Genomic DNA, 25,174 nt, shown 5'->3' with positions numbered 1-25,174 from the left:
AAGTGCTGGGCCGGGTCAGAATCGGGACGTCCATGAACCTCCTCCTGATCGATGACCACCCGATGTTTGGCGTCGGGTTCGTTCACGCCCTCACCCACCTGCGCCCGGGCATCGATGCCAGGGCGGTGCTGCATCTGGAACAGGGGCTCGAACTCGCGCGCAGCTGGTCCGGGCTGGACGTGGTGCTGATCGACTACCGCCTGGCCGGCGACGATGGTCTGGCCGGACTGCGTCGATTCGGCATGCACCATCCACTGGTGGCGCGGGTGCTGATCTCTGGCCAGGAAGACCCACACCTGCAGGCACAGGCGCGCACTGCCGGCGCCGCCGGCTTCCTGGGCAAGTCGCTGCCCATTGCCGACATCCTGGCCGCGCTGGAGAGGATCGTCGGCGGTGGCGAACATTTCCCCTCATCCACGCCCGCCGTCTTCGCGGACCGGGGTGTGCCAGCCGCCGCGCCGGGTCCCACCGCGCGCCAGCTGGAGGTGCTGCTGCTCATCGCGCGGGGCCAGCAGAACAAGCAGATCGCGCACGAACTGGGCATTGCCGAGCGCACCGTGAAACTGCACGTGACCGCGCTGCTGGACGCGCTCGGTGCACGCAACCGCACGCACCTGCTGGTGCTGGCGCGCGATTCGGGCCTGGTCTGAATGGACGACAGCCCGCGCAGCACCCCCACGCCGACCGCGCTGGAGGTCGACCAGATCGACCGGCTCGTGCGCACCACGCCGGTGGCCTGGACGCTGAGCACGCTGGGCGCGTTGATCTGCTACTTCCAGTACGTCGACGATCACCCCGGCTCGGGCCTGGACTGGTGGCTGGGCACTTTCTGTGCGATCGCCACGCTGCGGCTCATCACCGCCCTGCTGGTGTACCGGACGCCACGTTCCATGACCCTCATTCGCTGGTGGCTGGCCAGCACGCTGCTGCATGCCGCGCAATGGGGGCTGCTGAGCGTGGTGCTGCTCACGCCCGGCAGCCCGCAGGCGGAATCGGTCCTGCACATCACGCTGGTGGCCATCGCCATGGGGGGCGTGGTGCGCCTGCCCGGTTTTCGTCTCACGCTCATCGCCCACGTGGGTCTGGTGCTGGGCCCCTTGATCCTGCGCGACCTGTGGACGGGCAGCGCACATCATGCGCTGCTGGCGTTCCTGGTGTTCCTCATCGGCATCTACGCCCTGGTGAGCGGGCGCAACCAGACGGTGGCCCTGCGAGAGATCCACGTGCAGCGCCAGCGAAACGAGGAATTGATTCTTGCGCTGCAGCGGGAAAACGAACGCAGCGAGGCCGCGCGCAACGCCGCTGAAGCGGCGAACGCCTCACGCACCCGCTTCTTTGCCGCCGCCAACCACGACTTGCGTCAGCCGCTGAACGCCATGCGCCTGCTGTCGCAAACCCTGGTGGAACGGGGCCAACAGGTGGATGTGCCTGCGGTGTCGGCGCACCTGGTCGAATGCGTGGAGGGCATGGCGCAAGTGATCGACGACCTGCTGGAGATCACCCGGCTGGACGTGGGCAACGTGGTGCCGCAGTGGTCTGCCTTCTCGCTGGACGAGCTGGTCCGCGAATGCTGCCGGCCGCACGAGCCCCTCGCGCTGGCCAAGGGTCTGCGCCTGGAGATCGACGTGCCCCCGATGGCCGTGCGCAGCGACCGCGCCCTGCTGGCCCGCGTGCTGAGCAACCTGGTCTCCAACGCCATCCGCTACACCGAGCAAGGCTCGGTGCGCGTCTCGTGCGCCTTGTCGAGCGATGCGGGCCACGCCTGGCTCGATGTGGAGGACACCGGTATCGGCATCGACGACGAGGACCTGCCGCGCATCTTTGAAGAGTTCTACCAGGTGGGCAACCCGGCGCGGGACCGCCACCAGGGGCTGGGCCTGGGACTGGCCACCGTGAAACGACTCAGCGACCTGCTGTCGATGGATGTGTCGGTGCTGAGGTCGGCACCCGGACACGGGAGCGTCTTCTCGCTGAAGTTGCAGCGCGTGCCGATGGATGAGGCGCTGGCGCTCGCGCCGGTCGCTGGAGCGTCCGACGGCGCGCTGCTGCCGGGCCACCACGTGCTCGTGATCGAGGACGACGCGGATTCGCGCACCGCGCTGGCGGGCCTTCTGCGTTCCTGGGGATGCGAGGTGCAGGCCGCGCCGGATGCCGCCTCCAGCCTGGCGCAACTGCGCGCGGGTTTCCGGCCCGACGCGCTCGTGGTCGACCTGCGCCTGCCCGATGGCGCCAGCGGCATCGATGCGTTGCGGGAAGTTCGCGCGCTGCTGGGCGAAGACGTCCCCGCGGTGATGGTGACGGGGGACGCCGGCAGCGCCCACCTGGGGCTGGCGCAGGAAGCCGGTCTCACGGTGATGGTCAAGCCCGTGCGACCGGTCCAGTTGCGCGCGTTCCTTGGCCAGGTGTTTGCCAGGGATCACGGGCAACCGGCGGCCTGAAGGCCTCAGCGCAACAGCGGGTTGCGCGCGGGAGGCCCGCCTTTGCGGCTGCACACCGCCTCCGAGACGGATCGCCCGAGAACGCTGATCGATCCCCCGACGAAGCAGTTGAACTCCTGTCCCGTCTTCGTGCGCACGGCATATCGAGTGGTGGTGCCGTCGTTGACGCGGTTGCTCACCGTGAATGCGTCCTTGTCCAGGTTGAGTGCAAAGGCGGTGCGATCGACGATGGCCTCGTCGGTCACGGCGATGGAGGCACAACCGCCAGCGAACAGTGCGGTGGCGAGGGCGGGTACCCAGAGTCTGGGTGATGGCATGGGATCTCCTGACATGGAAAGGATGTGGCTCACGCCCCGGGATGCCAGGGCGCCAGGCGACAGCAACTGCCGCGAGGCCATCCTAGGCAGCACGCTGCTTCTGCGGAACAGCACCTTCGGGCAGGTGATGCGTGCGCGCGTCGCCCTGCCCGATGGTGCTATGGAGGCAGACGCCCTTCGTTCCTAGCATCCGCCCCTTGACCAACCCAGGAGCAGATGAATGAAATTGCAAGGTTCGATCGGACTCTGGTCCGTGCTGGTGGCGGCCGCGTTGTCGGCCTGTGGAGGCACCGGCGGTGATGGCAACGTGCCAATTCCGGGCACCAGCCGGCTTGATGTGAGCGTGGTGGGCAGCGGCGCCGTGAGCTCGCTGCCGGAGGGGCTCGACTGCAGCGATGCGTGCGGTGCTCCGTTTGCCACAGGCAGCACGGTGGTGCTCACCGCAACGCCAGCGGCGGGCCAGCAACTGGCCAGCTGGGCCGGCGCCTGCAGCGGCGCCGCGCTCACCTGCACCGTGACGATGGACCAGGCGCGCTCGACCACCGCCACCTTCGCGCCCACCAATGCCACCCGGTTCGGCCTGTCGGTTTCGCGCACGGGCAATGGCGGCGTGACGTCCTCGCCCGCCGGCATCGACTGCGGCAGCACCTGCGAAGCGCAGTACGCAGCAGGCACGCTGGTCACACTCACCGCCACACCGGCGTCGGGCCAGGTGTTCGATGGCTGGAGCGGCGCCTGCCGCGGCCAGGCGCTCAGCTGCGACGTCACGATGAGCGCGGCGCGGGCCGTGGCCGCTGCATTCCGCGCGGCGCCCACGCAAGGAAGCTGGGGCGAGCTCGTGCGCCTGGCCGGCGCTGGTGCAGCCACACCGGTGGTCGCCATCGACGACGCCGGGCGCGCCACTGCGGTGTGGCGCCAGCTGGACGCGGGAACCACCCAGCACCACGTGTGGAGCAGCCGGGCGGCCGCAGGAGGCGCATGGTCCACGCCGGAGCGGCTCGAATCCAACGCCGGCAATGTGAGCGAGTTGCGGCTGTCGGTGGACGCGACCACGGGCCGGGGCATGCTGGTGTGGATCCAGACCGGGCCCACCGTGGACCTGCACTCGCGGCCCCTGGATCCAGTGACCGGCTGGGGCAGCGCCGCGCTGGTGGAGAGCAGCACCGGCCAGGTGGGCGTGAGCAGCGTGGGCGTGGACGGGAATGGGAACGCGGTGGCGGTCTGGTCGCAGATCGGACCGGCGACGCGCTTCAGCATCTACGCCAACCGGTACTCGCCCGGCGGTGGCTGGAGCTCGCCGCTGCTGATCGAGACCAACGAGGTCGTGGGCAGCGTGGATGGAGATCCCATCGTGGCCGTCACGCCCACCGGCGATGCGGTGGCAGTGTGGAAGCGCTCGGGGGGCGGCGGCGACCTGTGGGGGAACCGATTCACGCTCGGCGCCGGCTGGGGAACAGCGAGCCAGATCGTGGCCGATGCGGGCGCCAGCCAGACGATCGGCCGGCACGACCTTGCACTGGACACCAGCGGCAACGGCCTGCTGGTCTGGGGTCAGCTCGACATCTCGGGCGGCGCGGGCAACAACGCGATCTGGTTCAAGCGCTTCACCGGGGGCAGCTGGCAGAGCGGCGTGAGCACCGTGGCAACGGCGGTCCCCAACACTCAAGGCTTCGTGAGCACGCCCGTGCTGCACATGAACGCCGGTGGCGCGGCCGTGGTGGCCTGGGGCGACGTGGACAACTCGCTGCGCGCCGCCAGTGCTGCGCCTCAGGCCGTGGCTTTCGGCAGCCCCGCCACGCTGCGCAACGCGGGCAGCGGACCGTGGGACAGCCTGCCCGTCATCGGCATGGACGACGCGGGCGGCGCCATGGTGGCCTGGGTGGAGCCGGTGGGCAGCAACGTGACTGTTTCACGCCTCACGCCGGGTTCGGGCTGGTCTGCAGCGGAAGTGGTGGAGCCCTACCCCGACCCTTCCTACAACCCGGCGCTGGCCATGAACGCGAGCGGCAACGCGGTGCTGGGGTGGGGCCAGTTCTTCCCCGACACGGGCACGCAGATCGTGCTGCGTCGCTGGAACTCGGGACGGTGATCGTTGCTCAGGCCGCGGCAGATTCCGCCGGACGCGACGGCGACGCGGCGTCCGGCTTCTGCATGGCCTTGAGCGCCTTCTTCACCACGCCCTGCGCGTCGATCGGCCGCAGCAGCCGGTTGGCGATCAGGCGTTCGCAGCTGCGCTTGGTCATCGAGTGCGGACGACCGCCCCGGCTGACGAACATGAACAGCGTGCCTTTGCTGCTGGCCCAGATCAGCTGGGCACGCAGCCATTCGCGGCGCGAGAACAGGTCGACCCAGTCGCCCTCGCGCAGACCCGACAGGATGGCCGCCGCGTTGACGTCGATGCTCTCTTCTTCGCTCAGACCGATCACCTCTGCATCCGCATCGATCCCGCTGTCGGTCGGCACGGCGCGGGCGGGTTCCACCAGTTCGCCGTAGTCGGTGGGCAGCGTGTCCTCGAAACCGGCGGCTTCCAGCTCGCGCTGGCCCAGCCACGGCTGCGCTTTGGGCCGGGGCTTGCGCTGCTCCGCCGTGGCAGGGAGGGTTTCGTCGAGTTCCATGGACATGGAGCTCGGAATCTCCGGGGCCGCCGCCTCCAGTGGTACCGGATCGGAGTTGTTGGCGTCGTTGCGGATGCGCGCACGGCGCAGGCCCAGCACGGGCTGGTGCAGGCGCATCAATGCATCGAAGAAGGGCTTGGTTTCCTCGCGCGTCTTGCCCAGCATTTCCAGGCCCGCATGCAGCTTTGCCAGCATGCCGGGAATGATGGCGAAGAGTTCCTTGGGCCGTTTGAGCGTGACCTCTTTCTTCACGCTCCAGAGCAGGTTGGACACCGTCTTGCGGTAACCACCCGGGTCCGCCTGCGACGCGGTGTCGTTGAGCTGGGCAGAAGCGATCACGAGCGCCCAGGGACCATAGAGAAAGTCGAGGATCACGCCGGGGGCGTTGTCGACATCCGGGCGCTGGCTGAGGTCCCACGCGATCTGGTCGGCCAGGGCCTGGCGTTCCTCGGCGTAGCGGATGGACTGCAGCCCCGGGTCCTGCACCAGCAGTTCCTGGCGGTCTTCCTCTTCCCAGATCGCCTTGAGGCGGCTGTGCACCTGCGCAAACGGCTCGGGCTCGCTGCTGCCATTGGCGTTGAGGTCGTTGAAGGCCTTCTGCACTGGCAGGAAGAACGCCTCGAACTCGCTCGAGAATTCGTCGTTGTACTTGAAGCTGCGCTGCGCCACGCCTTCGAGCAGGCGACGACCCGGGTGGTTGTCTTCATTGAAAAAGCGCGGGTTGCCGAGCGCCAGTCGCAGCAACGCGGGCTCCAGCGCCACCACGGCTTCGCGCACCGGCGCGAGCAGCAGGGGATCGCTGGCCACCTGGGCAACGAGCGTGCGCACCAGGTCCAGGCCCACCGCCTGCGCCACCCGCTGCGCCTTCTGCTTGAGGTGCATGAGCACGCGTGCGCGCTCGTGGGCGGCGGCAAATTCCCCCCAGGCCTTGCGGCTGAGCTGGCTGGCCGTGCCCACCTCGCGCGCCGGCCGGTCCACCACCGGCAGGTCGCGGTAGCGGGTGCTCTGCTCCAGGATCATCGATTCGTCGAGAACCGGAATCGCAGCGAACGCTTCGATGGCGGCGAGCTCTTCGCTCACCTGATCGTAGTAGTCGTGCGTGAGCGGCTGGTCGTAGTGGCTGCCGCCCTGGCTCAGGAATTCGTGGAACACCTCGTGGTCGACATGGGTGTTCAGTCGAGCCAGCTCGGGCATGGGCGGCAGGCTGTCGGCCATGGCCCAGGAAGGCCGGCTGGGCAGACTCACCGGACCATTGATGTCGTGCCAGTGGCTGGCGCCCGAGCCACCCGACGTCGCGCCGAGTTCGCCCACACGGCTGGAGAGCCCGCCCGAGCGCGTGGACAGGCCACCCGACCGCGTGGACTGCCCGCCCTCGGTGGCCAGCCGCACTCGGTAGCCGGCCTCCCGGACGTTGGCGCGTTGCAGGATCAGGGAAACCCGCTCGTAAAGTTTCTGCAGTTCACGTCCCAGGGGCTCGCCCATGTGGCGCAGCCACAAGCCCCGCATCTGCGGGTCCTGCTCGACGATGGCCATGGTCTCGCGCAGGGCCCGGACAAAGACCGAGGGACGCATGGGATTGCGCTCCGGCTGCACCGTGGGCAGGTTCAGCACCGAGCTCATGAGTGCATCGAGCACGGTAAGCTGCTGCTCCACCGCCGGCAACAGGCTGTGCACCAGACGGGCCGATTCAAGCGATTCGTTGACGGCCTCTTCCTCCACCAGCGAAAGCAGCGAGGACTCGCCCAGCAGCGCCGGGCGAGAGGTCTGCACTTCAGGGGCAGCCTCGATGGCTTCGTGAAGGTGCTGCGGGAAAGAGGAGCCCCAGTGGATCTTGTTCTGCAGCAACCCCCACCAGGCCAGGGCCAGCCGGTCGCGCTGCTTCACGTCCTTCGACGCCTTCTCGGCCGCCTGCAGGCTGGCGATGGCCGCGTCAATGCAGCGCGCAATCAGGTCTGAAGCACTGTTGCGAGCTTCCTGGAAGCACTGCTGCAGCAATCGGGAGGGCACCGTCATGGACTCGGTCTGCGGTGGTCTGCCGCGGGATGGGGAAAGGGCAAGGCGTTGTTATACCTGTTGCATCGGCAACCGGCATGACCATCTGGAGTGCCGCCTCCACCGGAGGTCGCATGGCAGCCACCGCTGCGCGGACGGCCCCTTCGATATGCAGAAAAAAGACTTCAGGTGCTGGCGACCGGCACCACCACGGTGCGCCGCACACGCCGCACGTTGAACGCACTGGCGATCAGCACCAGCTGCACCAGCGCCAGGCCAAGCAGCACGCCGCGGAACTGGCCTTGGTCCATCAGCACACCAAAGATCAGGGGCGCAATCGCCTGTCCGATGTCCAGCCCCGAATAGACCACGCCATACACGCGGCCGGTGGCGTTCTCGGGGGTGGATTTCTTCACCAGCAGATCGCGCGAAGGCCCCGCAATGCCGGAGGTGAAGCCCATGGCGCCGAAGAGCACCGGCACCGCAGCGGCCGGCACATCGCCCAATGCCAGCACAAGGGCCACTCCCGCCGCCAGCCCGAAGCCCACGCCCACCACGCGCTCGCACCGGGCCGGGTCCGAAGCCAGGAACCCGCCCAGCACCATGCCACCGGCCGCGCACAGCATGTAGGTGGTGAGGCACACCGCCACCAGCGCCAGCGGTACGCCGTGCAACTGGCCAGCGGCCACGGGTGCAAACGCCTGCACCACGCTGAGTGCCATGGCGTAGAAAAAGAAGAAGCCGAAGCACATCCACACGGCCGGAATCTGCATGAACGCCATGGGGTTCTCGGTGGGCTGGGCGCTGCCGCCAGATACCGGTCTGGGAGCGGCGGGCAGGCTCAGGCGTTCGCGCTGGAACCACAGCACGGCGAGCACCGCGAACGCCAGCACGCCCGCGCTGGCCAGCGCCACGCGCCACGAAAAGGCAAAGGCGATGGACACCATCATGGCCGGCGCGAGCGCCCAGCCCAGGCTGCCGGTGATGCCGTGCACGCTGTAGGCATGGCCCAGGCGAGGCGCACTCACCTTGCGATTGAGCAGGGTGTAGTCCACCGGGTGGAACACGCCATTGCCCACGCCCGCGACCACGGCGAAGAACGCCAGCATCCAGTAGCTGGTGCTGGCCGCGTAGCCAAAGGCCGCGATGCCCAGCAGCGTGAGCCCGGCAAACAGCACGGGGCGCGGGCCGAAACGGTCCACCACGAAGCCGGAGGTGGCCTGCACCGCGCAGGACGTGACGAAGAACACCGTCATCAGGAAGCCCAGTTCGGCGTAGCTGGCGTTGAACGCGTCCTTCAGCCAGGGAAACAGCGGAGCCAGCAGCAACTGGCTGAAGTGACTGATCAGGTGGGCCAGGCCCACTAGGCCGATCAGGCTGGCGTCCTGCCGGAAGGCCACCGGGGGCAAGGGATGGGCGGTGCTTGAGGAATTCATGGGCCGATCGTAGACTCAAGCGCCTGTGCCGAATCGCGACGATCTGACAGCTTTCCACGAATACCTGCCAACCCATTCTGCGACCCATGCCTGCTTCTCGCCGCCTGCATCCCGCCCGGATGGACGACTTCGATCCGTTCACGCCCGATGCCGCGCGGCCGGTGCGCGTGCGTTCCCGCGCCCTGAGCGCCGACACCCACTTCGAACCTCACAGCCACCCCTGGGGCCAGCTGGCCTATTGCGCCACCGGCATCGTGCAAGTGATGGCGGTGCCAGACGATCCCGGGCTGCAGGCGGTCACCTACATCGTGCCGCCCTCACGCGCGGTGTGGATCGCACCGGGCATGCGACACGCCGTCACGGTGCGTGAGGCCGCCGAGCTGCGCACGCTCTACATCCACGGCGGCGCAACGCCCAGGGGCTGGAACGATTGCCGCATGATCGTGGTGTCGCCCCTGCTGCGCGAACTGATCCAGGCCATGGACGCGGCCACCCGCCGCGCCGCCGAACCCGCCCGCGACCGCCTGCTGGCCAATCTGGTGCTGGACGAACTGGCCCACGCCGACACCCAACCCCTGGGAGTGCCGCTGCCGCGCGACAAGCGCCTGCGTGCCCTGTGCGAAGCGGTGCTGCACGCACCCGGCGAGCGGGCCACGCTGGCCGAGTGGGCGGCCGACACCGGCGCGAGCGAGCGCACGGTGGCGCGGTTGTTCCGGGACGAGCTGGGCACCACCTACCAGCGTTGGCGACAGCAGGCAGTGATTGCACACGCCCTGCCCTTGCTGGCGCGTGGCGTGCCCATCGGCCAGGTGGCGGCCGCCACGGGTTATGCCAGTGACAGCGCGTTCAGCGCGATGTTCAAGGCCGCCATGGGGCACCCACCGACGCGGTGGAGCGCACAGGTGCAGGGCTAGGGGCTGGGCGACCGGCCGCGGGGAGAGCGCCCGCTGTCGTTCGTGCGGGGAGATTCCCATCGGGGAGAGGCACCGCTGTCGCTGGTGCGCGCAGTGTCCATTCTGGAGGTCACTCCGCTGTCGGAGGTGCGCGCGCTGTCGGGCGGCGGCGACTGACGCGCCAGCACCTCCTGGAAGTTGAGAGGGGGAACGCTGGCAGGCGCAGCAGCCGGGCTCTCTGCGGTGGTGGGCTGGGGTGAATCGGACTGGATCAAGCGAGCTCCTTTCTTCAAACGACGTTTCTGGAAGAAGCGGCACCTTAGAGGCATCGGTTCCGGTCGTGCGGCGGCAGCCCCGTCCAACCCCTCGACACGATGGAACAGCCGTTGCGGAACACGAATTGCCCATTCCGCCGGGGTGTTGCCAGGCACACCCCTTGCTTCTGCGAAGGGGCCGTCAAAGGCCTGTCACACCCATGAGACAACATGCAAGCTGGAATGACCCGCATGAGCACCCTCCACCGTTTCGCCAAGACCCCCCAGGCCTGGGAAGCGCTGGCGCGCCCAGATCTGGTGGGCCGGCGCGCGCACACCCTGCTGCTCATGGCCAATGGCCGGCGCAGCGTGCAGGAGTTGTCTCTGTTGCTGGGCGAGGACGTGGCTGAGCTGGCGATCCAGCTTCAGCAGCGTGGTCTTCTGCTGAGCGCTTCGGCGCACCTCGCCAGCGCGGAGGTGGACGACGAGGAAAGCGCCACCGGCCGGCTCAGAGCCAGCGTCTGAGCAAGCCCATCACGCGGTCAAAAGCCTGGCCATAGGGCGGGTAGAACAGCTGTCCCATGGCCCAGCGCGACTGCACCAGCACCGGCTTTTGCTGCGTGAAACGCAGAAAGCCGGATTCGCCGTGGTACGAACCCCAGCCGCTTTCGCCCACGCCGCCAAACGGCAGGCCTTCGTGGGCGACGTGCATGAGGGTGTCGTTCACGGTCACGCCCCCGCTCACCGTGTTGCGCAGCAGGCGGTCGCGCGCGACGGTGTCGGTGCCGAACCAGTACTGCGCCAGCGGGCGTGGACGCGCGTTGATGAAGGCGATCGCTTCGTCCAGCGTGTCGTAGGGCAGCACGGGCAGGATGGGACCGAAGAGTTCTTCCTTCATCAAACGAAGTTCCGGCGCGGGGTTGAACACCAGGGTGGGGTTCATCTGGCGCCCGGGCGCGCTGGATCCAGCAGCCATCGGCGCCACGTCGACCACTCTCGCACCCTGCTCGCGCGCTTCGTCAAGCACGGCCTCCAGTCGCGCGAGGTGGCGATCGCTCACGATGGCAGCGTAGTCGGGGTTTCCGGCGATGGTGGGGAACAGCCTGGCCACCGCCGCAGCGTAGGCCTGCTGGAACGCGGCCTCCTGGCCGCGCGGCAGCAGCACGTAGTCGGGTGCGATGCAGGTCTGGCCGGCGTTGAGCAGCTTGCCGTGGGCGATCTTGATGGCCGCGTCGGTCAGGTCGCAGGATGCATCAATGACACACGGCGACTTGCCGCCGAGTTCGAGCGTGGTGGGCGTGAGGTTGGCGGCGGCGGCGGCCGCCACCATGCGCCCGACCGACGTGGAACCGGTGAAGAACAGGTGATCGAAAGGCAAGGCCGAAAAAGCCTGAGCCACGTCGGCACCGCCCAGCACCACGCTGAACTCTTCGGCGGCAAAGTCCTGCTGCACCAGCGAGGCCATCAGCGCCGACGTGTGCGGCGTGAGCTCGCTGGGTTTGAGCATCACCCGGTTGCCGGCGGCGAGCGCCGTGGCGGCGGGCCCCAGGTTGAGCTGCAGCGGGTAGTTCCAGGGGCCGATGATGCCCACGACGCCCAGCGGCTGGCGCTGGATGTGGCCACGGGCGGGCAGCAGGTACAGGGGCGTGGCCACGCGCCGGGACTTCATCCAGCGCGGCAGCTCCTTGTGAAGTTGCCCGATGGCGGCGCGCAGCACGAAGAGGTCGGCCGCCTCGGTGAGCTGACGAGAACGCACGCCAAAGTCCGCTTCGATCGCCTCGGACAAGGCAGCGGCATGCGTTTCGATCAACGAACGCAGGCGCCCCAGCCGGTCGCGCCTCAGCGTCAGCGGCACGTCGATCTGCGCGCGACTGGCGTGGTACTGCGCGTCGAACAGTGCCTGCAGGGGAATGGTGGGAGGTATCTGCGTCATGAAGGCCATGATAGGCCGCGGCCTTCCGCAAGGGTAGAGCCGGGACCCCATCCGCGATGGATGGCGCTCCGGCTCGCCGCTCAGGCTTCGGCCACGGCGTCGCCGAACTGGAACACACCGGGATCGCGCACCGGGTCGACCTCCACCGGAATCACCGACTTGGGTGGATACCGGCCTTCCAGCAGGAACTTCGAGAGCGGGTTCTCGATGCGCTGCTGGATGGCTCGCTTGAGCGGACGCGCGCCGAACACCGGATCGAAGCCGACCTTGGCCAGTTCGGCCAGCGCGGCGGGAGACACCTGCAGGCGCAGGTCCATCTTCGCCAGGCGCGCTTCCAGCACCTTGAGCTGGATCGCGGCGATCGACTCGATGTGTTGCGCGTCCAGCGCGTGGAACACCACGGTCTCGTCGATGCGGTTGAGGAACTCCGGCCTGAAGTGATTCTTCAGTTCGTCCCAGACGGCCTCCTTCACCTCTTCGTAGGGCGAGCCGACCATGGCCTGGATCATGGGCGAGCCGATGTTGCTCGTCATGACGATCACGGTGTTCTTGAAGTCCACCGTGCGGCCCTGGCCATCGGTCAGGCGGCCGTCGTCAAGCACCTGCAGCAGCACGTTGAACACGTCCGGGTGGGCTTTCTCCACTTCGTCCAGCAACAGCACGCTGTAGGGCTTGCGCCGCACGGCTTCGGTGAGGTAGCCGCCCTCTTCGTAGCCCACGTAGCCGGGTGGCGCCCCGATCAGACGCGCCACGGAGTGCTTCTCCATGAACTCGCTCATGTCGATGCGCACGAGGTGGTCTTCACTGTCGAACAGGAAACCGGCCAGCGCCTTGCACAGTTCGGTCTTGCCCACGCCGGTGGGGCCGAGGAAGAGAAACGAGCCGGTGGGGCGGTTCGGATCGGACAGGCCCGAACGCGAACGGCGGATGGCGTTGGCCACGGCGGCAATCGCCTCGTCCTGGCCCACCACGCGCTCGTGCAGCTTGCCTTCCATCAGCAACAGCTTGTCGCGCTCGCCCTGCATGAGCTTGGACACCGGGATGCCGGTGGCGCGCGCCACGACCTCGGCGATCTCTTCTGCGCCCACCTGCGTGCGCAGCAGTTGCGGGCGGCCGCCCTCCTTCTTGCCGGTTTCGGCGGCCTGAGCTTCCTTGAGCTGCTTCTCGAGTTCCGGCAACTTGCCGTATTGCAGCTCGGAGACCTTCGCCAGATCGCCCTTGCGGGTCAACTCGGTGATCTGCAGGCGCACGCGGTCGATCTCCTCGCGCAGGTGTGCCGAACCCTGGGCCTGGGCCTTTTCGGCCTTCCAGATCTCGTCGTAGTCGGCGATTTCCTTGCGCAGGCGCTGGATCTCTTCCTGGATGAGGGCAAAGCGCTTCTGCGAGGCTTCGTCCTTCTCCTTCTTGACGGCCTCGGCCTCGATCTGCAGCTGGATCAGGCGCCTGTCCAGACGGTCCATCACCTCGGGCTTGGAATCGATCTCGATCTTGATCTTGGAAGCCGCTTCGTCGATGAGGTCGATCGCCTTGTCGGGCAGAAAGCGGTCGGTGATGTAGCGGTGGCTCAGCTCGGCAGCGGCCACGATGGCCGGGTCAGTGATGTCGACGCCGTGGTGCACCTCGTACTTTTCCTGCAGGCCGCGCAGGATGGCGATGGTCGCTTCCACGCTGGGCTCGCCCACCAGGATCTTCTGGAAGCGGCGCTCCAGCGCAGCGTCTTTCTCGATGTACTTGCGGTACTCGTCCAGCGTGGTCGCGCCCACGCAGTGCAGTTCGCCCCGCGCCAGCGCCGGCTTGAGCATGTTGCCGGCGTCCATCGCGCCTTCGGCCTTGCCAGCGCCCACCATGGTGTGCAGCTCGTCGATGAAGACGATGGTCTGTCCCTCGTCCTTGGCCAGTTCGTTGAGCACGGTCTTCAGGCGCTCCTCGAACTCACCGCGGAACTTGGCACCGGCCAGCAGCGCGGCCATGTCCAGGCTGAGCACGCGCTTGCCCTTGAGCGAATCCGGCACTTCGCCCGCCACGATGCGCTGGGCCAGGCCTTCGACGATGGCGGTCTTGCCCACACCAGGTTCGCCAATCAGGACCGGGTTGTTCTTGGTGCGCCGCTGCAGCACCTGGATGGCCCGGCGGATCTCGTCGTCGCGGCCGATCACGGGATCGAGCTTGCCCATGCGGGCGCGCTCGGTGAGGTCCAGCGTGTATTTCTTGAGCGCTTCGCGCTGGCCCTCGGCCTCGGGGCTGTCCATCTTCTGGCCGCCACGCACCGCGGTGATCGCCGATTCCAGGCTCTTGCGGTTCAGGCCGTTCTCGTTGGCGATGCGGCCGAGCTCGCCCTTGCTGTCGGTCAGGGCGAGCAGGAACAACTCGCTGGCGATGAACTGGTCGCCGCGCTTGATGGCCTCCTTTTCGGTGGCCTGCAGCAGCTTGCTCAGCTCCTGGCCGACCTGCACCTGGTCCTGACCCTGCACTTCAGGCAGGCGCTTCACGGCCGCCTCGGTCCCTTTGATGAGACCGGGCACGTTGACGCCCGCGCGCTGCAGCAGGGACTGGGGTCCATCGGCCTGGCGCAGCAGGGCCAGCAGCAGGTGGGCCGGTTCGATGTAGGCATGGTCGGCACCGAGCGCCAGCGTCTGGGCTTCGCTCAGGGCTTCCTGGAACTTGGTGGTGAGTTTGTCGAGTCGCATGGGTGGGCACTCCGGGTATTCAGAACTTCACCGCACATGGGTGTGTTCGGCCCATTTTCAAGCCGCAGACGCCGCGCGCCTGCGCACGCGCGCCGTTCGCTTGACCCAGATCAACCGCCGGGCGGTTGCGTGCGACGCCAGTAGGCGTAGGGCCAGGCGGTGACAAAGCCGAGCCGACGGTACAGCGACAGCGCGGGCGCATTGCCGGCATCGACCTGGAGAAAAACGCGATCAACGCCGCGGCGTTGCGCTTCCTCAGCCATGGTGCGAAGCAGGCGTCCCGCAAGCCCCCTGCCCCGGTGCGCGGCGGCCGTGCGCATGCCGTGAACGCCCAGCCACCCATGGCCGAACGAAGCCGCGCCGCAGGCCAGCGTCTGGCCGTTTTCGCGCCAGCTGGCAAACAGCGTCCCCGCCGCCCGAGCGAGTGAGCGGGCGCGGCTGGCCCCATCGACCGGATCCAGCCCTTCGCCCAGGTACATCGCCAGCCAGGCGGCATCGGGCGCAGCGGCCAGCTCACCGGGCAGACCGGCGGGCATCGCCAGCAGATCGTCCACGCGGGCGGTCTGCGTCAACGTCGGTTGGCGGCGCGTGAAGCCCTGCCTCTGCAAGGCACGGTGCATCGTCTGAAATGCGGCAACGTCCGGCAGGCGGAAGACGGGCGAGAAACCGCGCACCTCGTAGCGTTTCACGATGGCATTCAGGGCATCGGGTTCGGGCTGCACGTGCGACAGCGGCACCGCACTGTGGGCGCGTCCCACGGTCCCGCCGTCCATGGGCAGCAACCAGCCAGGGAACATCTCCACCGCCTCGGGCGCCACGGCCTGCAGCGTGGCACGCTCGAGCGATTCGATGTCGGCCTCGCGCAAGCGCCCGCGGGTCACCTGCTCAGCCATTCTTCGCCTCGATGCCCCAGCGTGCGAGTGCCGCGTCGTCGCTCACGCGCGCGTCCACCCAGCGTGCGCCTTCGGGCGTCAGTTCCTTCTTCCAGAACGGCGCCTGGGTCTTGAGGTAGTCCATGAGGAACTCGCAGGCCCGAAAGCTCTCGCCCCGGTGCATGGAGGTCACCGCCACCAGGACAATCTGGTCCAGCGGCTGCAGCAAGCCGACGCGGTGGATCACGCGGGCGCCCAGCACATCGAATCGCTCGAAGGCCTCGTCGATCATGGCTTCGATCGACTTCTCGGTCATGCCAGGGTAATGCTCCAGCTCCAGGGTGCTCACACTCAGGCCGTCGTTGCGGTCGCGCACCGTTCCGATGAAGCTGCACACGGCGCCCACGCGGGGGTCGTGCTCGCGCAACTTCGCCACTTCGGTCGAGAGGTCGAAGTCCGCGGTCTGGATGCTGACGCGTGCGGCCATCTCAGCCCCCGGTGACCGGCGGGAAGAAACCGACTTCGGCGCCCTCGCTCAGCGCAGCCGACTCGTTGCTCATGGTCTGGTTCAGCGCCACGCGCACCGACCTGGCCGGTGCCAGGGCCTCGGCGTAGGCACCGCCGCGCGCCAGCAACTCTGCGCGCAGTTCGCCCAGGGTGGCGGCCCGCGTGTCGACCGACTCGGCGCTGATTCCAAGGGTTTCGCGCAGAGAAGCGAAGTAACGCAGTTGGACTCTCATGCCAGCAGTTCCGCAAACGAAAGGTAGGACACCAGGTCGCCGTGCGCGATGGTGGTGCCGGCCGGGTTGTCCACCAGTCCGTCGCCCCACACCGCGGACGTCAGCACACCCGAACTCTGGTTGGGAAACAGGTCGAGCCCGCCCGCCGCATTTCGGCGGACGCGCAGGAACTCGCGGCGCCTGTCGGCACGCTCCACGCTGAAGTGCGCTGGCAGCCGGGTGGCCACCGGCAACGCCCGTGCGCTGTCGATCGGCACGCCCTGCAGACGCAAGAGGAACGGCCTCACGAGCAGCAGGAAGGTGACGAAACTGGAGACCGGGTTGCCAGGCAGACCGATGAAATGGCATTCCCCCGCATCGCGCCGCACGGTGCCGTAAGCGAACGGCTTGCCCGGTTTCATCCCGATCTGCCACAGGTCCAGGCTGCCGAGTTGCTGCACCGAAGGCTTGATGTGGTCTTCCTCGCCCACGGAGACGCCACCGCTGGTGAGGATGAGGTCGTGGTGATCGGCGGCGGTCTTCAGAGCGGCCAACGTGGCGTCGCGCTGATCGGGCACGATCCCCAGGTCGCTCACTTCGCAGCCCATGCGGCGAAGCAGCGCGCGCAGGAAGAAACGGTTGGAGTTGTAGATGGCGCCAGGCTTCATGGACTCGGGGGGCACGTCCCCCGGCATCACCAGTTCGTCACCGGTGGAGAACAGCGCCACGCGGGGCCGCGCCATCACCGACAGCCGGGCTTGACCCAGGCTGGCTGCCAGGCCCAGGCTGGCGGGCGAAAGTCGATGGCCGCGCGAGAGCACCACGGCGCCCCGCGTCACGTCTTCCCCCGCGCGACGCACCCACTGGCCGGCGTCCGGCACCGCCTGGATGTGTACGCCGTGGATGTCGCCACCGACCTCGATGGTGTCTTCCTGCATCACCACCGCATCGGCACCGTCGGGCATGGGCGCGCCTGTGAAGATGCGCGCGCAGGTGCCGGCTTCCAGCGCGTGGCCCGCGTGGCCGGCAGCGATGCGCTGGCTCACGCGCAGCACGACACCGGGCGCGGTGACGTCGGACGCCCGGAGGGCATAGCCGTCCATGGAAGAGTTGTCGTTCGGCGGAACCTGCAAGGCAGAGACCAGATCCTCGGCCAGCACCCTGCCATCGGCGTCAAAGGTGGCCACCGTCTCCACGGATTCGAGCGCGTGCACGCGAGCGAGCAGCTCGGCCATGGCGGCGTCGAGCGACAACAGGGGCGCGCGGCTGGCGGGCTTCTGGGGGGCGTTCATCTGGGGCTGTTACCTGGGTCGAGGCGGCGGTATTCGAAGCGTTCCGCATTGTCGAGCAACCAGGCAGCCACGTCATCGGCACGGTTCAAATCCAGCACGGGCCGCAGGGCGGGTTCGGGCAGGGCCTGGGGGCTGTCGGTGGCGATCGCCACCACACCGTTGTCTGACGGATACCTCACCGGCACGCCACTGGCCTCGCGCCAGACTTCGATCTTGGGAAGGTCACTTTCCTTGAAGCCTTCAACCAGCACCCAGTCCACATCCGGATGCAGCTCGGCAAGCAGGAGGTGCACGTTGTGTTCCACCCGTTCAGGGAGTTCGCGCATGACCACCACGCGGCGCGGCGAGGCGGCCAGCACCTCGAAGGCACCCGCCTCCCGGTGGCGCCAGGTGTCCTTGCCGGGGTGGTCGATGTCGAAGCGGTGGTGCGCGTGCTTGATCACCGAGACGCGCTGGCCGCGAAAGCGCAGCGCGCCGATGAGCTGTTCGACCAGCGTGGTCTTGCCCGATCCGGAGAAGCCTGCGAAGCCGGCGACCTTCATGCGCGGCGTTCGCAGCGCTCGGCGATGTACGCCTGCACGGCGGCCGTGTCGGCCTGCAGCACCACCACGCGCCGGGGAAGCTGCTCGATGCCGTCGAACTGGGGTGGACGGTCGGGCTGGCGACCCAGCGCCTCGACGATGGTCTCGGCAAACTTGATGGGCAGAGCGGTCTCCAGCACGATCATCGGCACGGCCGGGTCACGGTGTTCACGTGCCACCTTCACACCGTCGGCGGTGTGGGTGTCGATCACCACGCCATGACGCTCATGCACGTCGCGGATGGTGGCCAGGCGGTCGGCATGCGTGCTCTTGCCGCTGCGAAAACCGTAGCGGCTGGCAGCCTCTGCGAAGGCCCGTTCTGCGCCCAGCTCGAACCGGCCCGTGCTCACGAGGCTGTCGCCGAACAGGGCTTTGACCCGCATGCCGTCGCGCCCGAGCAGGTCGAACACGAAGCGCTCGAAGTTGCTGGCCTTGGAGATGTCCATTGAGGGGCTGGACGTCTCGTGCGTGTCGGCGCTGGCGCGCACGCGGTAAACGCCGGTGCGGAAGAACTCGTCGAGCACGTCGTTCTCATTGGTGGCCACCACCAGCTGGCCGATGGGCAGGCCCATCTGCCGCGCCACGTGGCCCGCACACACGTTGCCGAAGTTGCCGGAAGGCACGGTGAAGTCGACCTGGTCGGTGTCCTTCGAGGTCGCCTGGAAGTAGCCGGCGAAGTAGTACACCACCTGGGCCAGCAGACGCGCCCAGTTGATCGAGTTCACCGTTCCGATGCGGTAGGCGTGCTTGAAGGCGAGGTCGTTGCTGACGTCCTTGACGATGTCCTGGCAGTCGTCAAACACACCCTCCACGGCGATGTTGTGGATGTTCTCGTCCATCAGGCTGAACATCTGCGCCTGCTGGAAGGGGCTCATGCGGCCGTGGGGACTGAGCATGAACACGCGCACGCCCCGCTTGCCCTTCATGGCGTATTCCGCTGCGCTGCCGGTGTCACCGCTGGTGGCACCCAGGATGTTGAGTTCTTCACCCCGTCGGCCGAGTTCGTACTCGAACAGGTTGCCCAGCAACTGCATCGCCATGTCCTTGAACGCCAGCGTGGGCCCGTTGGACAGCGCCTCCAGGTAGAAACCAGCATCAAGTTTCTTCAAGGGCACGATCTGCGGTGTGCCGTAAACCGCTTCGGTGTAGGTCTTCTCGCACAGCGCCCGCAGGTCTGCCGGGGGAATGTCGTCGATGTAGAGCAAGAGAATCTCGAACGCCAGCGCCGCGTAGCCGCCCGCAACGCCGCCATGGAACACGCCGCGCAGACGGGCGAGCATCGCAGCGTCCACCTGCGGATAGTGTTCCGGCAGGTAGAGGCCTCCATCGGGCGCGAGGCCTTCCAGAAGAATTTCGCAGAAGCGCTTGCGCGCCGGGTCTCCGCGCGTGGACAGGTACCGCATCAGTTGAGTTCTTCCTTGCGGATGCGCACGATGGGCGCCAGCACGGTGGGCAATTGCTGCAACTGCGCCAATGCGTCGTCCATGGTGCCTTCGCGCGTGTTGTGCGTCAGGATGATCAGGTCGGTCGAGGTGCCGCCCTCACCGCTCACTTCGTCGGCTTCGCGCTGCAGCACGGCATCGATGCTGATGCCGGCACCCGCCAGCAAGCCGGTCACCCTGGCCAGCACGCCGGCTTCATCGGCCACGCGCATGCGCAGGTAGTAGCTCGTCACCACCTCACGCATGGGGAGCACAGCCAGGTCGCTCATGGCGTCGGGCTGGAAGGCAAGGTGCGGCACGCGGTGGTGCGGGTCGGCGGTGTGCAGGCGAGTGATGTCGACCAGATCGGCGATGACGGCACTGGCGGTGGGCTCGCTGCCTGCCCCCTTGCCGTAGTACAGCGTGGCGCCCACGGCATCGCCATGCACCACCACCGCGTTCATGGCACCTTCCACATTGGCAATGAGCCGCTTGGAAGGCACCAGGCTCGGGTGCACGCGCAGTTCGATGCCCTGCGACACCCGTTTGGTGATGCCCAGCAGCTTGATGCGGTACCCGAGTTGCTCGGCGTACTTGATGTCCGTGGCGCCGAGCTGCGTGATGCCCTCGACGTAGGCCTTGTCGAACTGCACCGGAATGCCGAAGGCGATGGCGCTCATGAGCGTGACCTTGTGCGCCGCGTCCACGCCCTCGATGTCGAAGGTCGGGTCGGCCTCGGCGTAGCCCAGGCGCTGCGCCTCCTTGAGCACGACGTCGAAATCCAGGCCCTTGTCGCGCATCTCGGACAGGATGAAATTGGTGGTGCCGTTGATGATGCCGGCGATCCACTGGATGCTGTTGGCGGTGAGCCCTTCGCGCAGCGCCTTGATGATGGGAATGCCACCGGCCACCGCGGCCTCGAAAGCCACCATCACACCCCGGCCCGATGCGGCAGCAAAGATCTCCGTGCCATGCACGGCCAGCAGGGCCTTGTTGGCAGTGACCACATGCTTTCCAGCGGCAATCGCCTCCAAGACCAGCGTGCGCGCAATGCCGTAGCCGCCGATGAGTTCAATGACGATGTCGATGTCCGGGTTGGCGATGACCTCGCGCGCATCCTTCACCACTTTCACGCCCGTTCCGACGATGGACTGTGCGCGCTCGGTGTCCAGGTCGGCCACCATGGTGATTTCAATGCCGCGGCCAGCGCGGCGGCGGATCTCTTCCTGGTTGCGGCGCAGCACGTTGAACGTGCCACTGCCCACGGTGCCTATGCCCAGGAGCCCTACTTGGATCGGTTTCATGTCGGTCTTGGTTGCGGAGCGGAAAGGTCAGGCGGCGTGGCGTTTTCGCCAGCCCTCGAGGAAACGGGCCACACGGCCGATGGCTTCGCGCAGGTCGTCCTCGTGCGGCAGGAAGACGATGCGGAAGTGCTGGTTGTCGGGGTAGTTGAAGCCCGAACCCTGCACCAGCATCACGCGCGTTTCTTGCAGGAGTTCAAGGAACATCTGCTGGTCGTCCTCGACCGGGTACATCGTCGGATCGAGCCGGGGAAACATGTAGAGCGCGGCCGAAGGCTTGTTGCAGCTCACGCCCGGAATGGCGGTGATGAGTTCGTAGGCGAGGTCGCGCTGGCGGCGAAGGCGCCCACCCTCGCACACGAGGTCGTTGATGCTCTGGTAGCCGCCCAGCGCGGTCTGGATCGCCCACTGCCCAGGAACGTTCGCGCACAGGCGCATGTTCGAGAGCATGTTCAGACCCTCGATGTAGTCCCTGGCGGGCTTCTTGTCGCCCGAGACGATCAACCATCCTGCGCGGTATCCGCACGAGCGGTAGCTCTTGGACAGCGAGTTGAAGGTCAGCGTGAGCACGTCGTCCGACAGGCTGGCGATGGCGGTGTGCTGAACGCCGTCGTACAGCACCTTGTCGTACACCTCGTCGGCAAAGATCACCAGGCCGTGCTCCCGTGCGAGGTCGACGATGGCGTTGAGCAACTCGGTGGAATAGAGCGCACCGGTCGGGTTGTTCGGGTTGATGACCACGATGCCCTTGGTGGCCGGCGTGATCTTGCGGCGGATGTCGTCGAGGTCGGGCATCCAGCCGTTGGATTCTTCGCACATGTAGTGCACCGGCGTGCCGCCCGAGAGGCTGACCGCGGCGGTCCAGAGCGGATAGTCGGGCGCCGGCAGCAGCAGTTCGTCGCCGTCGTCCAGCAGCGCGTTCGTGGCCATCACGATCAGTTCGCTCGCGCCGTTGCCGAGGTAGATGTCGTCCAGCGTGACGCCCTTGATGCCCTGCTTCTGCGTCTCGTGCATCACCGCCTTGCGCGCAGCAAAGATGCCCTTGCTGTCCGAGTAGCCTGCCGAGTTCGGCAGGTTGCGGATCATGTCCTGCTGAATCTCCTCGGGCGCATCGAAGCCGAACACCGCCAGGTTGCCGATGTTGAGCTTGATGATCTTGTGACCCTCTTCCTCCATCTGGCGCGCCGCGTCCATGATCGGTCCGCGAATGTCGTAGCAGACGTTGGCGAGCTTGGCGGATTTCTGGATGGTTTTCAAAGTCCCTCCGAGGGGGTCAGGGGTCATGCCACGACCACGGTCGCCGGCGATTGCAACGGGGGTATATTCGGCCCCTCCGTCAGGGAAAACCTGCAATTTGACCACAGTTCCCGGGCCCATCAGTTCGGCTGCTGCCCCATGAAACTTCACGCCGATCAGCCCGACAGCCAGTCCATCACCGCCTACGGCCCGGGCTGGATCGCCGTCAATGGACAGCGGCAGGAAAACAGCCTGGTGCTCAGCGCAACCCACCCGTTGCAGGCGTGGAACTGCAACCGTTTCGAAGAACTCACAGCCGATCACTTCGAGCGGCTGGCCGATTTCGGCGGCGAGGCGCCCGAGCTGGTGATCTTTGGCAGCGGGGCGCGCCTGCGTTTCGTGCGTCCGGCCTTGTTGCAAGGACTGATGGCAAGACGCATCGGCGTGGAAACCATGGACACGGCAGCCGCCTGCCGCACGTTCAACATCCTGGCCGGCGAAGGGCGACGCGTGGTGGCGGCCTTCCTGATCGAGGCCTGAAGTCGCGCTGCCGGGCGACCCCGGACCTCATATCGGACGGGTCATACCGTTCAGGGTAAAATAGCGGATTGTTTCCTGCCGCGCCTTCCTCGCATCCTGCATGCCAGGTGTGACGTGAAGCAGCCCGGGAAGCCAACGCATCACCACCAACTTACGTCAGGGGTCCACGCAGTATGGCAGTCGTTGTCAACAAACCCATTCCCGAATTCGAGTCCCTGGCCACCGGTGGCATCAAGGTGAGCAACCAGACCCACCTCGGCCAGACCATCGTGTTGTACTTCTATCCCAAGGACAACACACCGGGCTGCACCACCGAAGCCATGCAGTTCCGCGACAAGTACCGCGATTTCGTCAAGGCCGGCGCCCAGGTGTTCGGCGTCTCGCGCGACAACATGAAGTCGCACGACGACTTCAAGACCAAGCTCGAACTGCCTTTCGAGCTCATCGCCGATACCGAAGAGAAGATGTGCCACATGTTCGGCGTGGTCAAGAACAAGATCATGTATGGCAAGAAGGTCAAGGGCATCGAGCGCAGCACCTTCCTCATTGGCCCGGATGGCGTCCTCAAGCAAGAGTGGCGCGGTCTCAAGGTGCCCGGTCATGTGGAAGAGGTGCTCAAGGCCGTGAAGGCGCTGAAAAAGGCAGCCTGAACACAGCCGCCATGACCGGCGGCCGTTACGTCTTGATGCAGGGGGCCATCCGTCATCGCACTCATGCATAATGAATTCATGACAACGGGAAGCCTCTGCGCTCCGCCCCCTTTCGCCCGACAATTCCGCAGCCCTGAAAGCCGCCCGGTCACCCCGGCGGCTTTTTGTTTTCCAGCCCCTCGCTGAACCAAGCCCTCATGCCACTGCCGCCCGCCCCCTCCAAACGTGCTGCCCTCCTCGCCCCCGACGCCTACTCCCTCAAAGCCGCCGAAGAATCGCTCGATTTCACCGCCGCTGTCCTGGAACCGCAGCGCCCTGCGCCGGCACCGGTCGCGCAAGGCAGCCGTCCGAGCACACCCGAAGCACGCACGCCATCCCGGAGCCGGGGTCGCAAAGCCGCCGAACCCGCAACCGCACTCCGCGAGGAGGCGCCCGCTCGTGTCGCACCGGCCGCGCCCGCCGTGCAAAGCCCGGCCACACCCACCTCGCCAGACACCGCGTCCAAAGTGTCGCCGGTCGCCAGCAACCGGCGGCGCAACGGTGGAAAATCGGCAGGCGCAGGCCCGGCGCGCCTGTTCGTGCTGGACACCAACGTGCTGCTGCACGATCCGATGAGCCTGTTCCGCTTCGAGGAGCACGACATCTTCCTTCCGATGATCGTGCTGGAAGAACTGGACGGGCACAAGAAGGGCATGACCGAAGTCGCCCGCAACGGCCGCCAGACCAGCCGCACCCTGGACGCCCTGGTGGCCCAGCAAGGCGGGGACATGACCAAGGGGCTCAAGCTCTCGGCCACGGGACACCAGTCGGCACGCGGCCTGCTTTTCTTCCAGACCGAGCCGCTGGACAACCAGTTGCCATCCAGCCTGCCCCAGGGCAAGGCGGACAACCAGATCCTGGGCGTTGTGCATGCTCTGCGCGGCCGCCATCCCGAACGCGAAGTGATCCTGGTGTCCAAGGACATCAACATGCGGGTGAAGGCCCGCGCGCTCGGCCTGGCCGCCGAGGACTACCAGAACGACAAGACGCTGGACGATGGCGAACTGCTTTACGCGGGCGCGCTGGCGCTGCCGCAGGACTTCTGGACGCGCCAGAGCAAGACCATCGAAAGCTGGCAGAGCGGAAGCCACACTTTCTATCGCGTGAGCGGTCCGTCGGTGGGTCAGTTCTACATCAACCAGTTCGTGTACTTTGAAGCGCCGGGCGAACCCTCGCTGTACGCGCGCGTCACTGAAATCCGCGACAAGACAGCGGTGCTCAAGACGCTCAAGGACTACACCCACCTCAAGAACGCCGTGTGGGGCGTGACCAGCCGCAACCGCGAACAGAATTTTGCGCTCAACCTGCTGATGGACCCCGAAGTGGACTTCGTCACGCTGGCCGGCACCGCCGGCACCGGCAAGACACTGATGGCACTGGCCAGCGGTCTCACGCAGGTACTGGACGACCGCCGTTACACCGAAATCATCATGACCCGCGCCACCGTGAGCGTGGGTGAAGACATCGGCTTCCTGCCCGGCACGGAAGAAGAAAAGATGGGTCCCTGGATGGGCGCACTCGACGACAACCTGGAGTTTCTTGCCAAAGGCGATGGCGGCAATGCGGGCGAATGGGGCCGCGCGGCGACCAACGAGCTCATCCGCAGCCGCATCAAGGTCAAGAGCATGAACTTCATGCGCGGTCGCACCTTCATGAACAAGTACGTCATCATCGACGAGGCGCAAAACCTCACGCCCAAGCAGATGAAGACGCTGATCACCCGCGCTGGCCCGGGCACCAAGATCATCTGCATGGGCAACCTGGCCCAGATCGACACGCCCTACCTCACTGAAGGCTCGTCGGGCCTGACGTTTGCCGTGGACCGCTTCAAGGGCTGGCCGCACGGCGGGCACATCACCCTGGCCCGCGGCGAACGTTCGCGCCTGGCCGACTTCGCTTCGGAAGTGCTGTAGGCCGCCGCGACCGATCCGCCGCCAGGCCGCCCGAAGGCGGATCAG

At 67.0% G+C, this 25,174-nt stretch carries 21 protein-coding genes; 8 read left to right on the top strand and 13 right to left on the bottom strand.

Features of this window, described 5'->3' with window-relative positions:
• The first annotated feature begins 32 nt into the window (after window positions 1–32).
• A complete protein-coding gene (locus ACTIEY_RS08335; RefSeq protein WP_439518653.1) occupies window positions 33–650 on the top strand; it encodes a LuxR C-terminal-related transcriptional regulator in 618 nt (205 codons plus the stop codon).
• Window positions 651–2,438 (top strand): ATP-binding response regulator, encoded by a 1,788-nt coding sequence (locus ACTIEY_RS08330; RefSeq protein ID WP_439518652.1) that lies wholly within the window; start codon window positions 651–653, stop codon window positions 2,436–2,438.
• 5 nt (window positions 2,439–2,443) lie between these two features.
• Here ACTIEY_RS08330 and ACTIEY_RS08325 read toward each other — a convergent pair whose 3' ends face one another.
• Entirely contained in the window at window positions 2,444–2,755 is a 312-nt protein-coding gene (locus tag ACTIEY_RS08325) for a hypothetical protein (protein WP_439518651.1), read from the bottom strand.
• A gap of 220 nt (window positions 2,756–2,975) precedes the next feature.
• On the opposite strand from ACTIEY_RS08325, the gene ACTIEY_RS08320 reads away from it, so the two are divergent.
• On the top strand, window positions 2,976–4,844 hold the full coding sequence (locus ACTIEY_RS08320; protein ID WP_439518650.1) for an InlB B-repeat-containing protein: 1,869 nt from the start codon (window positions 2,976–2,978) through the stop codon (window positions 4,842–4,844).
• Between the two features lie 7 nt (window positions 4,845–4,851).
• On the opposite strand, the gene ACTIEY_RS08315 is transcribed toward ACTIEY_RS08320, so the two are convergent.
• Complete coding sequence (locus ACTIEY_RS08315) at window positions 4,852–7,383, bottom strand: DUF1631 family protein (protein WP_439518649.1); 2,532 nt, start codon at window positions 7,381–7,383, stop codon at window positions 4,852–4,854.
• Between the two features lie 164 nt (window positions 7,384–7,547).
• Window positions 7,548–8,798 carry an MFS transporter gene (locus ACTIEY_RS08310; RefSeq protein ID WP_439518648.1) on the bottom strand — a complete coding sequence of 417 codons (1,251 nt, stop codon included), beginning with the start codon at window positions 8,796–8,798 and terminating at the stop codon, window positions 7,548–7,550.
• A gap of 86 nt (window positions 8,799–8,884) precedes the next feature.
• On the opposite strand from ACTIEY_RS08310, the gene ACTIEY_RS08305 reads away from it, so the two are divergent.
• Complete coding sequence (locus ACTIEY_RS08305) at window positions 8,885–9,712, top strand: AraC family transcriptional regulator (RefSeq protein WP_439518647.1); 828 nt, start codon at window positions 8,885–8,887, stop codon at window positions 9,710–9,712.
• A gap of 485 nt (window positions 9,713–10,197) precedes the next feature.
• Window positions 10,198–10,470: a hypothetical protein gene (locus ACTIEY_RS08300; RefSeq protein WP_439518646.1), complete on the top strand. Its 273-nt coding sequence runs from the start codon at window positions 10,198–10,200 to the stop codon at window positions 10,468–10,470.
• Here ACTIEY_RS08300 and ACTIEY_RS08295 read toward each other — a convergent pair.
• The 10 genes from ACTIEY_RS08295 to ACTIEY_RS08250 all read right to left on the bottom strand — a co-directional run bounded on the left by ACTIEY_RS08295 (window position 10,454) and on the right by ACTIEY_RS08250 (window position 22,008).
• Window positions 10,454–11,878, bottom strand: coding sequence for a coniferyl aldehyde dehydrogenase (locus ACTIEY_RS08295; protein ID WP_439518645.1), 1,425 nt, complete (start codon window positions 11,876–11,878; stop codon window positions 10,454–10,456). The two genes, ACTIEY_RS08300 and ACTIEY_RS08295, sit on opposite strands and share 17 nt — an antisense overlap.
• 80 nt (window positions 11,879–11,958) lie before the next feature.
• Complete coding sequence (gene clpB / locus ACTIEY_RS08290; RefSeq protein WP_439518644.1) at window positions 11,959–14,565, bottom strand: ATP-dependent chaperone ClpB; 2,607 nt, start codon at window positions 14,563–14,565, stop codon at window positions 11,959–11,961.
• Window positions 14,566–14,675: 110 nt separating this feature from the next.
• Window positions 14,676–15,458, bottom strand: a complete 783-nt coding sequence (locus tag ACTIEY_RS08285; RefSeq protein ID WP_439518643.1) for a GNAT family N-acetyltransferase — start codon at window positions 15,456–15,458, stop codon at window positions 14,676–14,678.
• A complete protein-coding gene (locus tag ACTIEY_RS08280; RefSeq protein WP_439518642.1) occupies window positions 15,451–15,924 on the bottom strand; it encodes a molybdenum cofactor biosynthesis protein MoaE in 474 nt (157 codons plus the stop codon). Before ACTIEY_RS08280 ends, ACTIEY_RS08285 begins: the two co-directional genes overlap by 8 nt.
• 1 nt (window position 15,925) lies before the next feature.
• A complete protein-coding gene (gene moaD / locus ACTIEY_RS08275; RefSeq protein WP_439518641.1) occupies window positions 15,926–16,177 on the bottom strand; it encodes a molybdopterin converting factor subunit 1 in 252 nt (83 codons plus the stop codon).
• Complete coding sequence (locus tag ACTIEY_RS08270) at window positions 16,174–17,448, bottom strand: molybdopterin molybdotransferase MoeA (protein ID WP_439518640.1); 1,275 nt, start codon at window positions 17,446–17,448, stop codon at window positions 16,174–16,176. The genes moaD and ACTIEY_RS08270 overlap by 4 nt, the downstream gene beginning before the upstream one ends.
• Window positions 17,445–17,990, bottom strand: coding sequence for a molybdopterin-guanine dinucleotide biosynthesis protein B (gene mobB / locus ACTIEY_RS08265; RefSeq protein ID WP_439518639.1), 546 nt, complete (start codon window positions 17,988–17,990; stop codon window positions 17,445–17,447). The genes ACTIEY_RS08270 and mobB overlap by 4 nt, the downstream gene beginning before the upstream one ends.
• Window positions 17,987–19,432 (bottom strand): threonine synthase, encoded by a 1,446-nt coding sequence (gene thrC, locus ACTIEY_RS08260; protein WP_439518638.1) that lies wholly within the window; start codon window positions 19,430–19,432, stop codon window positions 17,987–17,989. The genes mobB and thrC overlap by 4 nt, the downstream gene beginning before the upstream one ends.
• Entirely contained in the window at window positions 19,432–20,754 is a 1,323-nt protein-coding gene (locus ACTIEY_RS08255) for a homoserine dehydrogenase (RefSeq protein ID WP_439518637.1), read from the bottom strand. The genes thrC and ACTIEY_RS08255 overlap by 1 nt, the downstream gene beginning before the upstream one ends.
• Before the next feature lie 27 nt (window positions 20,755–20,781).
• Window positions 20,782–22,008: a pyridoxal phosphate-dependent aminotransferase gene (locus ACTIEY_RS08250; RefSeq protein ID WP_439518636.1), complete on the bottom strand. Its 1,227-nt coding sequence runs from the start codon at window positions 22,006–22,008 to the stop codon at window positions 20,782–20,784.
• 138 nt (window positions 22,009–22,146) lie between these two features.
• Between ACTIEY_RS08250 and ACTIEY_RS08245 the strand changes: the two genes are divergently transcribed.
• From ACTIEY_RS08245 to ACTIEY_RS08235, 3 genes are all read left to right on the top strand, one after another.
• Window positions 22,147–22,527, top strand: coding sequence for an Mth938-like domain-containing protein (locus ACTIEY_RS08245; protein ID WP_439518635.1), 381 nt, complete (start codon window positions 22,147–22,149; stop codon window positions 22,525–22,527).
• 173 nt (window positions 22,528–22,700) lie between these two features.
• Entirely contained in the window at window positions 22,701–23,177 is a 477-nt protein-coding gene (locus tag ACTIEY_RS08240) for a peroxiredoxin (RefSeq protein WP_428289515.1), read from the top strand.
• Window positions 23,178–23,374: 197 nt separating this feature from the next.
• Window positions 23,375–25,129 carry a PhoH family protein gene (locus ACTIEY_RS08235; RefSeq protein WP_439518634.1) on the top strand — a complete coding sequence of 585 codons (1,755 nt, stop codon included), beginning with the start codon at window positions 23,375–23,377 and terminating at the stop codon, window positions 25,127–25,129.
• Window positions 25,130–25,174: the final 45 nt, after the last annotated feature.

It is taken from the genome of Hydrogenophaga sp., assembly GCF_051858985.1.
Lineage (GTDB): Bacteria > Pseudomonadota > Gammaproteobacteria > Burkholderiales > Burkholderiaceae_C > Hydrogenophaga.
This window is presented reverse-complemented; position numbering and strand designations above follow the sequence as displayed.

Bases quoted from the DNA above. Each gene is read 5' to 3' on its own strand.
- ACTIEY_RS08335 (WP_439518653.1), top strand. From the start codon at position 33: ATGAACCTCCTCCTGATCGATGACCACCCGATGTTTGGCGTCGGGTTC.
- ACTIEY_RS08330 (WP_439518652.1), top strand. From the start codon at position 651: ATGGACGACAGCCCGCGCAGCACCCCCACGCCGACCGCGCTGGAGGTC.
- ACTIEY_RS08325 (WP_439518651.1), bottom strand. From the start codon at position 2,755: ATGCCATCACCCAGACTCTGGGTACCCGCCCTCGCCACCGCACTGTTC.
- ACTIEY_RS08320 (WP_439518650.1), top strand. From the start codon at position 2,976: ATGAAATTGCAAGGTTCGATCGGACTCTGGTCCGTGCTGGTGGCGGCC.
- ACTIEY_RS08315 (WP_439518649.1), bottom strand. From the start codon at position 7,383: ATGACGGTGCCCTCCCGATTGCTGCAGCAGTGCTTCCAGGAAGCTCGC.
- ACTIEY_RS08310 (WP_439518648.1), bottom strand. From the start codon at position 8,798: ATGAATTCCTCAAGCACCGCCCATCCCTTGCCCCCGGTGGCCTTCCGG.
- ACTIEY_RS08305 (WP_439518647.1), top strand. From the start codon at position 8,885: ATGCCTGCTTCTCGCCGCCTGCATCCCGCCCGGATGGACGACTTCGAT.
- ACTIEY_RS08300 (WP_439518646.1), top strand. From the start codon at position 10,198: ATGAGCACCCTCCACCGTTTCGCCAAGACCCCCCAGGCCTGGGAAGCG.
- ACTIEY_RS08295 (WP_439518645.1), bottom strand. From the start codon at position 11,878: ATGACGCAGATACCTCCCACCATTCCCCTGCAGGCACTGTTCGACGCG.
- clpB (WP_439518644.1), bottom strand. From the start codon at position 14,565: ATGCGACTCGACAAACTCACCACCAAGTTCCAGGAAGCCCTGAGCGAA.
- ACTIEY_RS08285 (WP_439518643.1), bottom strand. From the start codon at position 15,458: ATGGCTGAGCAGGTGACCCGCGGGCGCTTGCGCGAGGCCGACATCGAA.
- ACTIEY_RS08280 (WP_439518642.1), bottom strand. From the start codon at position 15,924: ATGGCCGCACGCGTCAGCATCCAGACCGCGGACTTCGACCTCTCGACC.
- moaD (WP_439518641.1), bottom strand. From the start codon at position 16,177: ATGAGAGTCCAACTGCGTTACTTCGCTTCTCTGCGCGAAACCCTTGGA.
- ACTIEY_RS08270 (WP_439518640.1), bottom strand. From the start codon at position 17,448: ATGAACGCCCCCCAGAAGCCCGCCAGCCGCGCGCCCCTGTTGTCGCTC.
- mobB (WP_439518639.1), bottom strand. From the start codon at position 17,990: ATGAAGGTCGCCGGCTTCGCAGGCTTCTCCGGATCGGGCAAGACCACG.
- thrC (WP_439518638.1), bottom strand. From the start codon at position 19,432: ATGCGGTACCTGTCCACGCGCGGAGACCCGGCGCGCAAGCGCTTCTGC.
- ACTIEY_RS08255 (WP_439518637.1), bottom strand. From the start codon at position 20,754: ATGAAACCGATCCAAGTAGGGCTCCTGGGCATAGGCACCGTGGGCAGT.
- ACTIEY_RS08245 (WP_439518635.1), top strand. From the start codon at position 22,147: ATGAAACTTCACGCCGATCAGCCCGACAGCCAGTCCATCACCGCCTAC.
- ACTIEY_RS08240 (WP_428289515.1), top strand. From the start codon at position 22,701: ATGGCAGTCGTTGTCAACAAACCCATTCCCGAATTCGAGTCCCTGGCC.
- ACTIEY_RS08235 (WP_439518634.1), top strand. From the start codon at position 23,375: ATGCCACTGCCGCCCGCCCCCTCCAAACGTGCTGCCCTCCTCGCCCCC.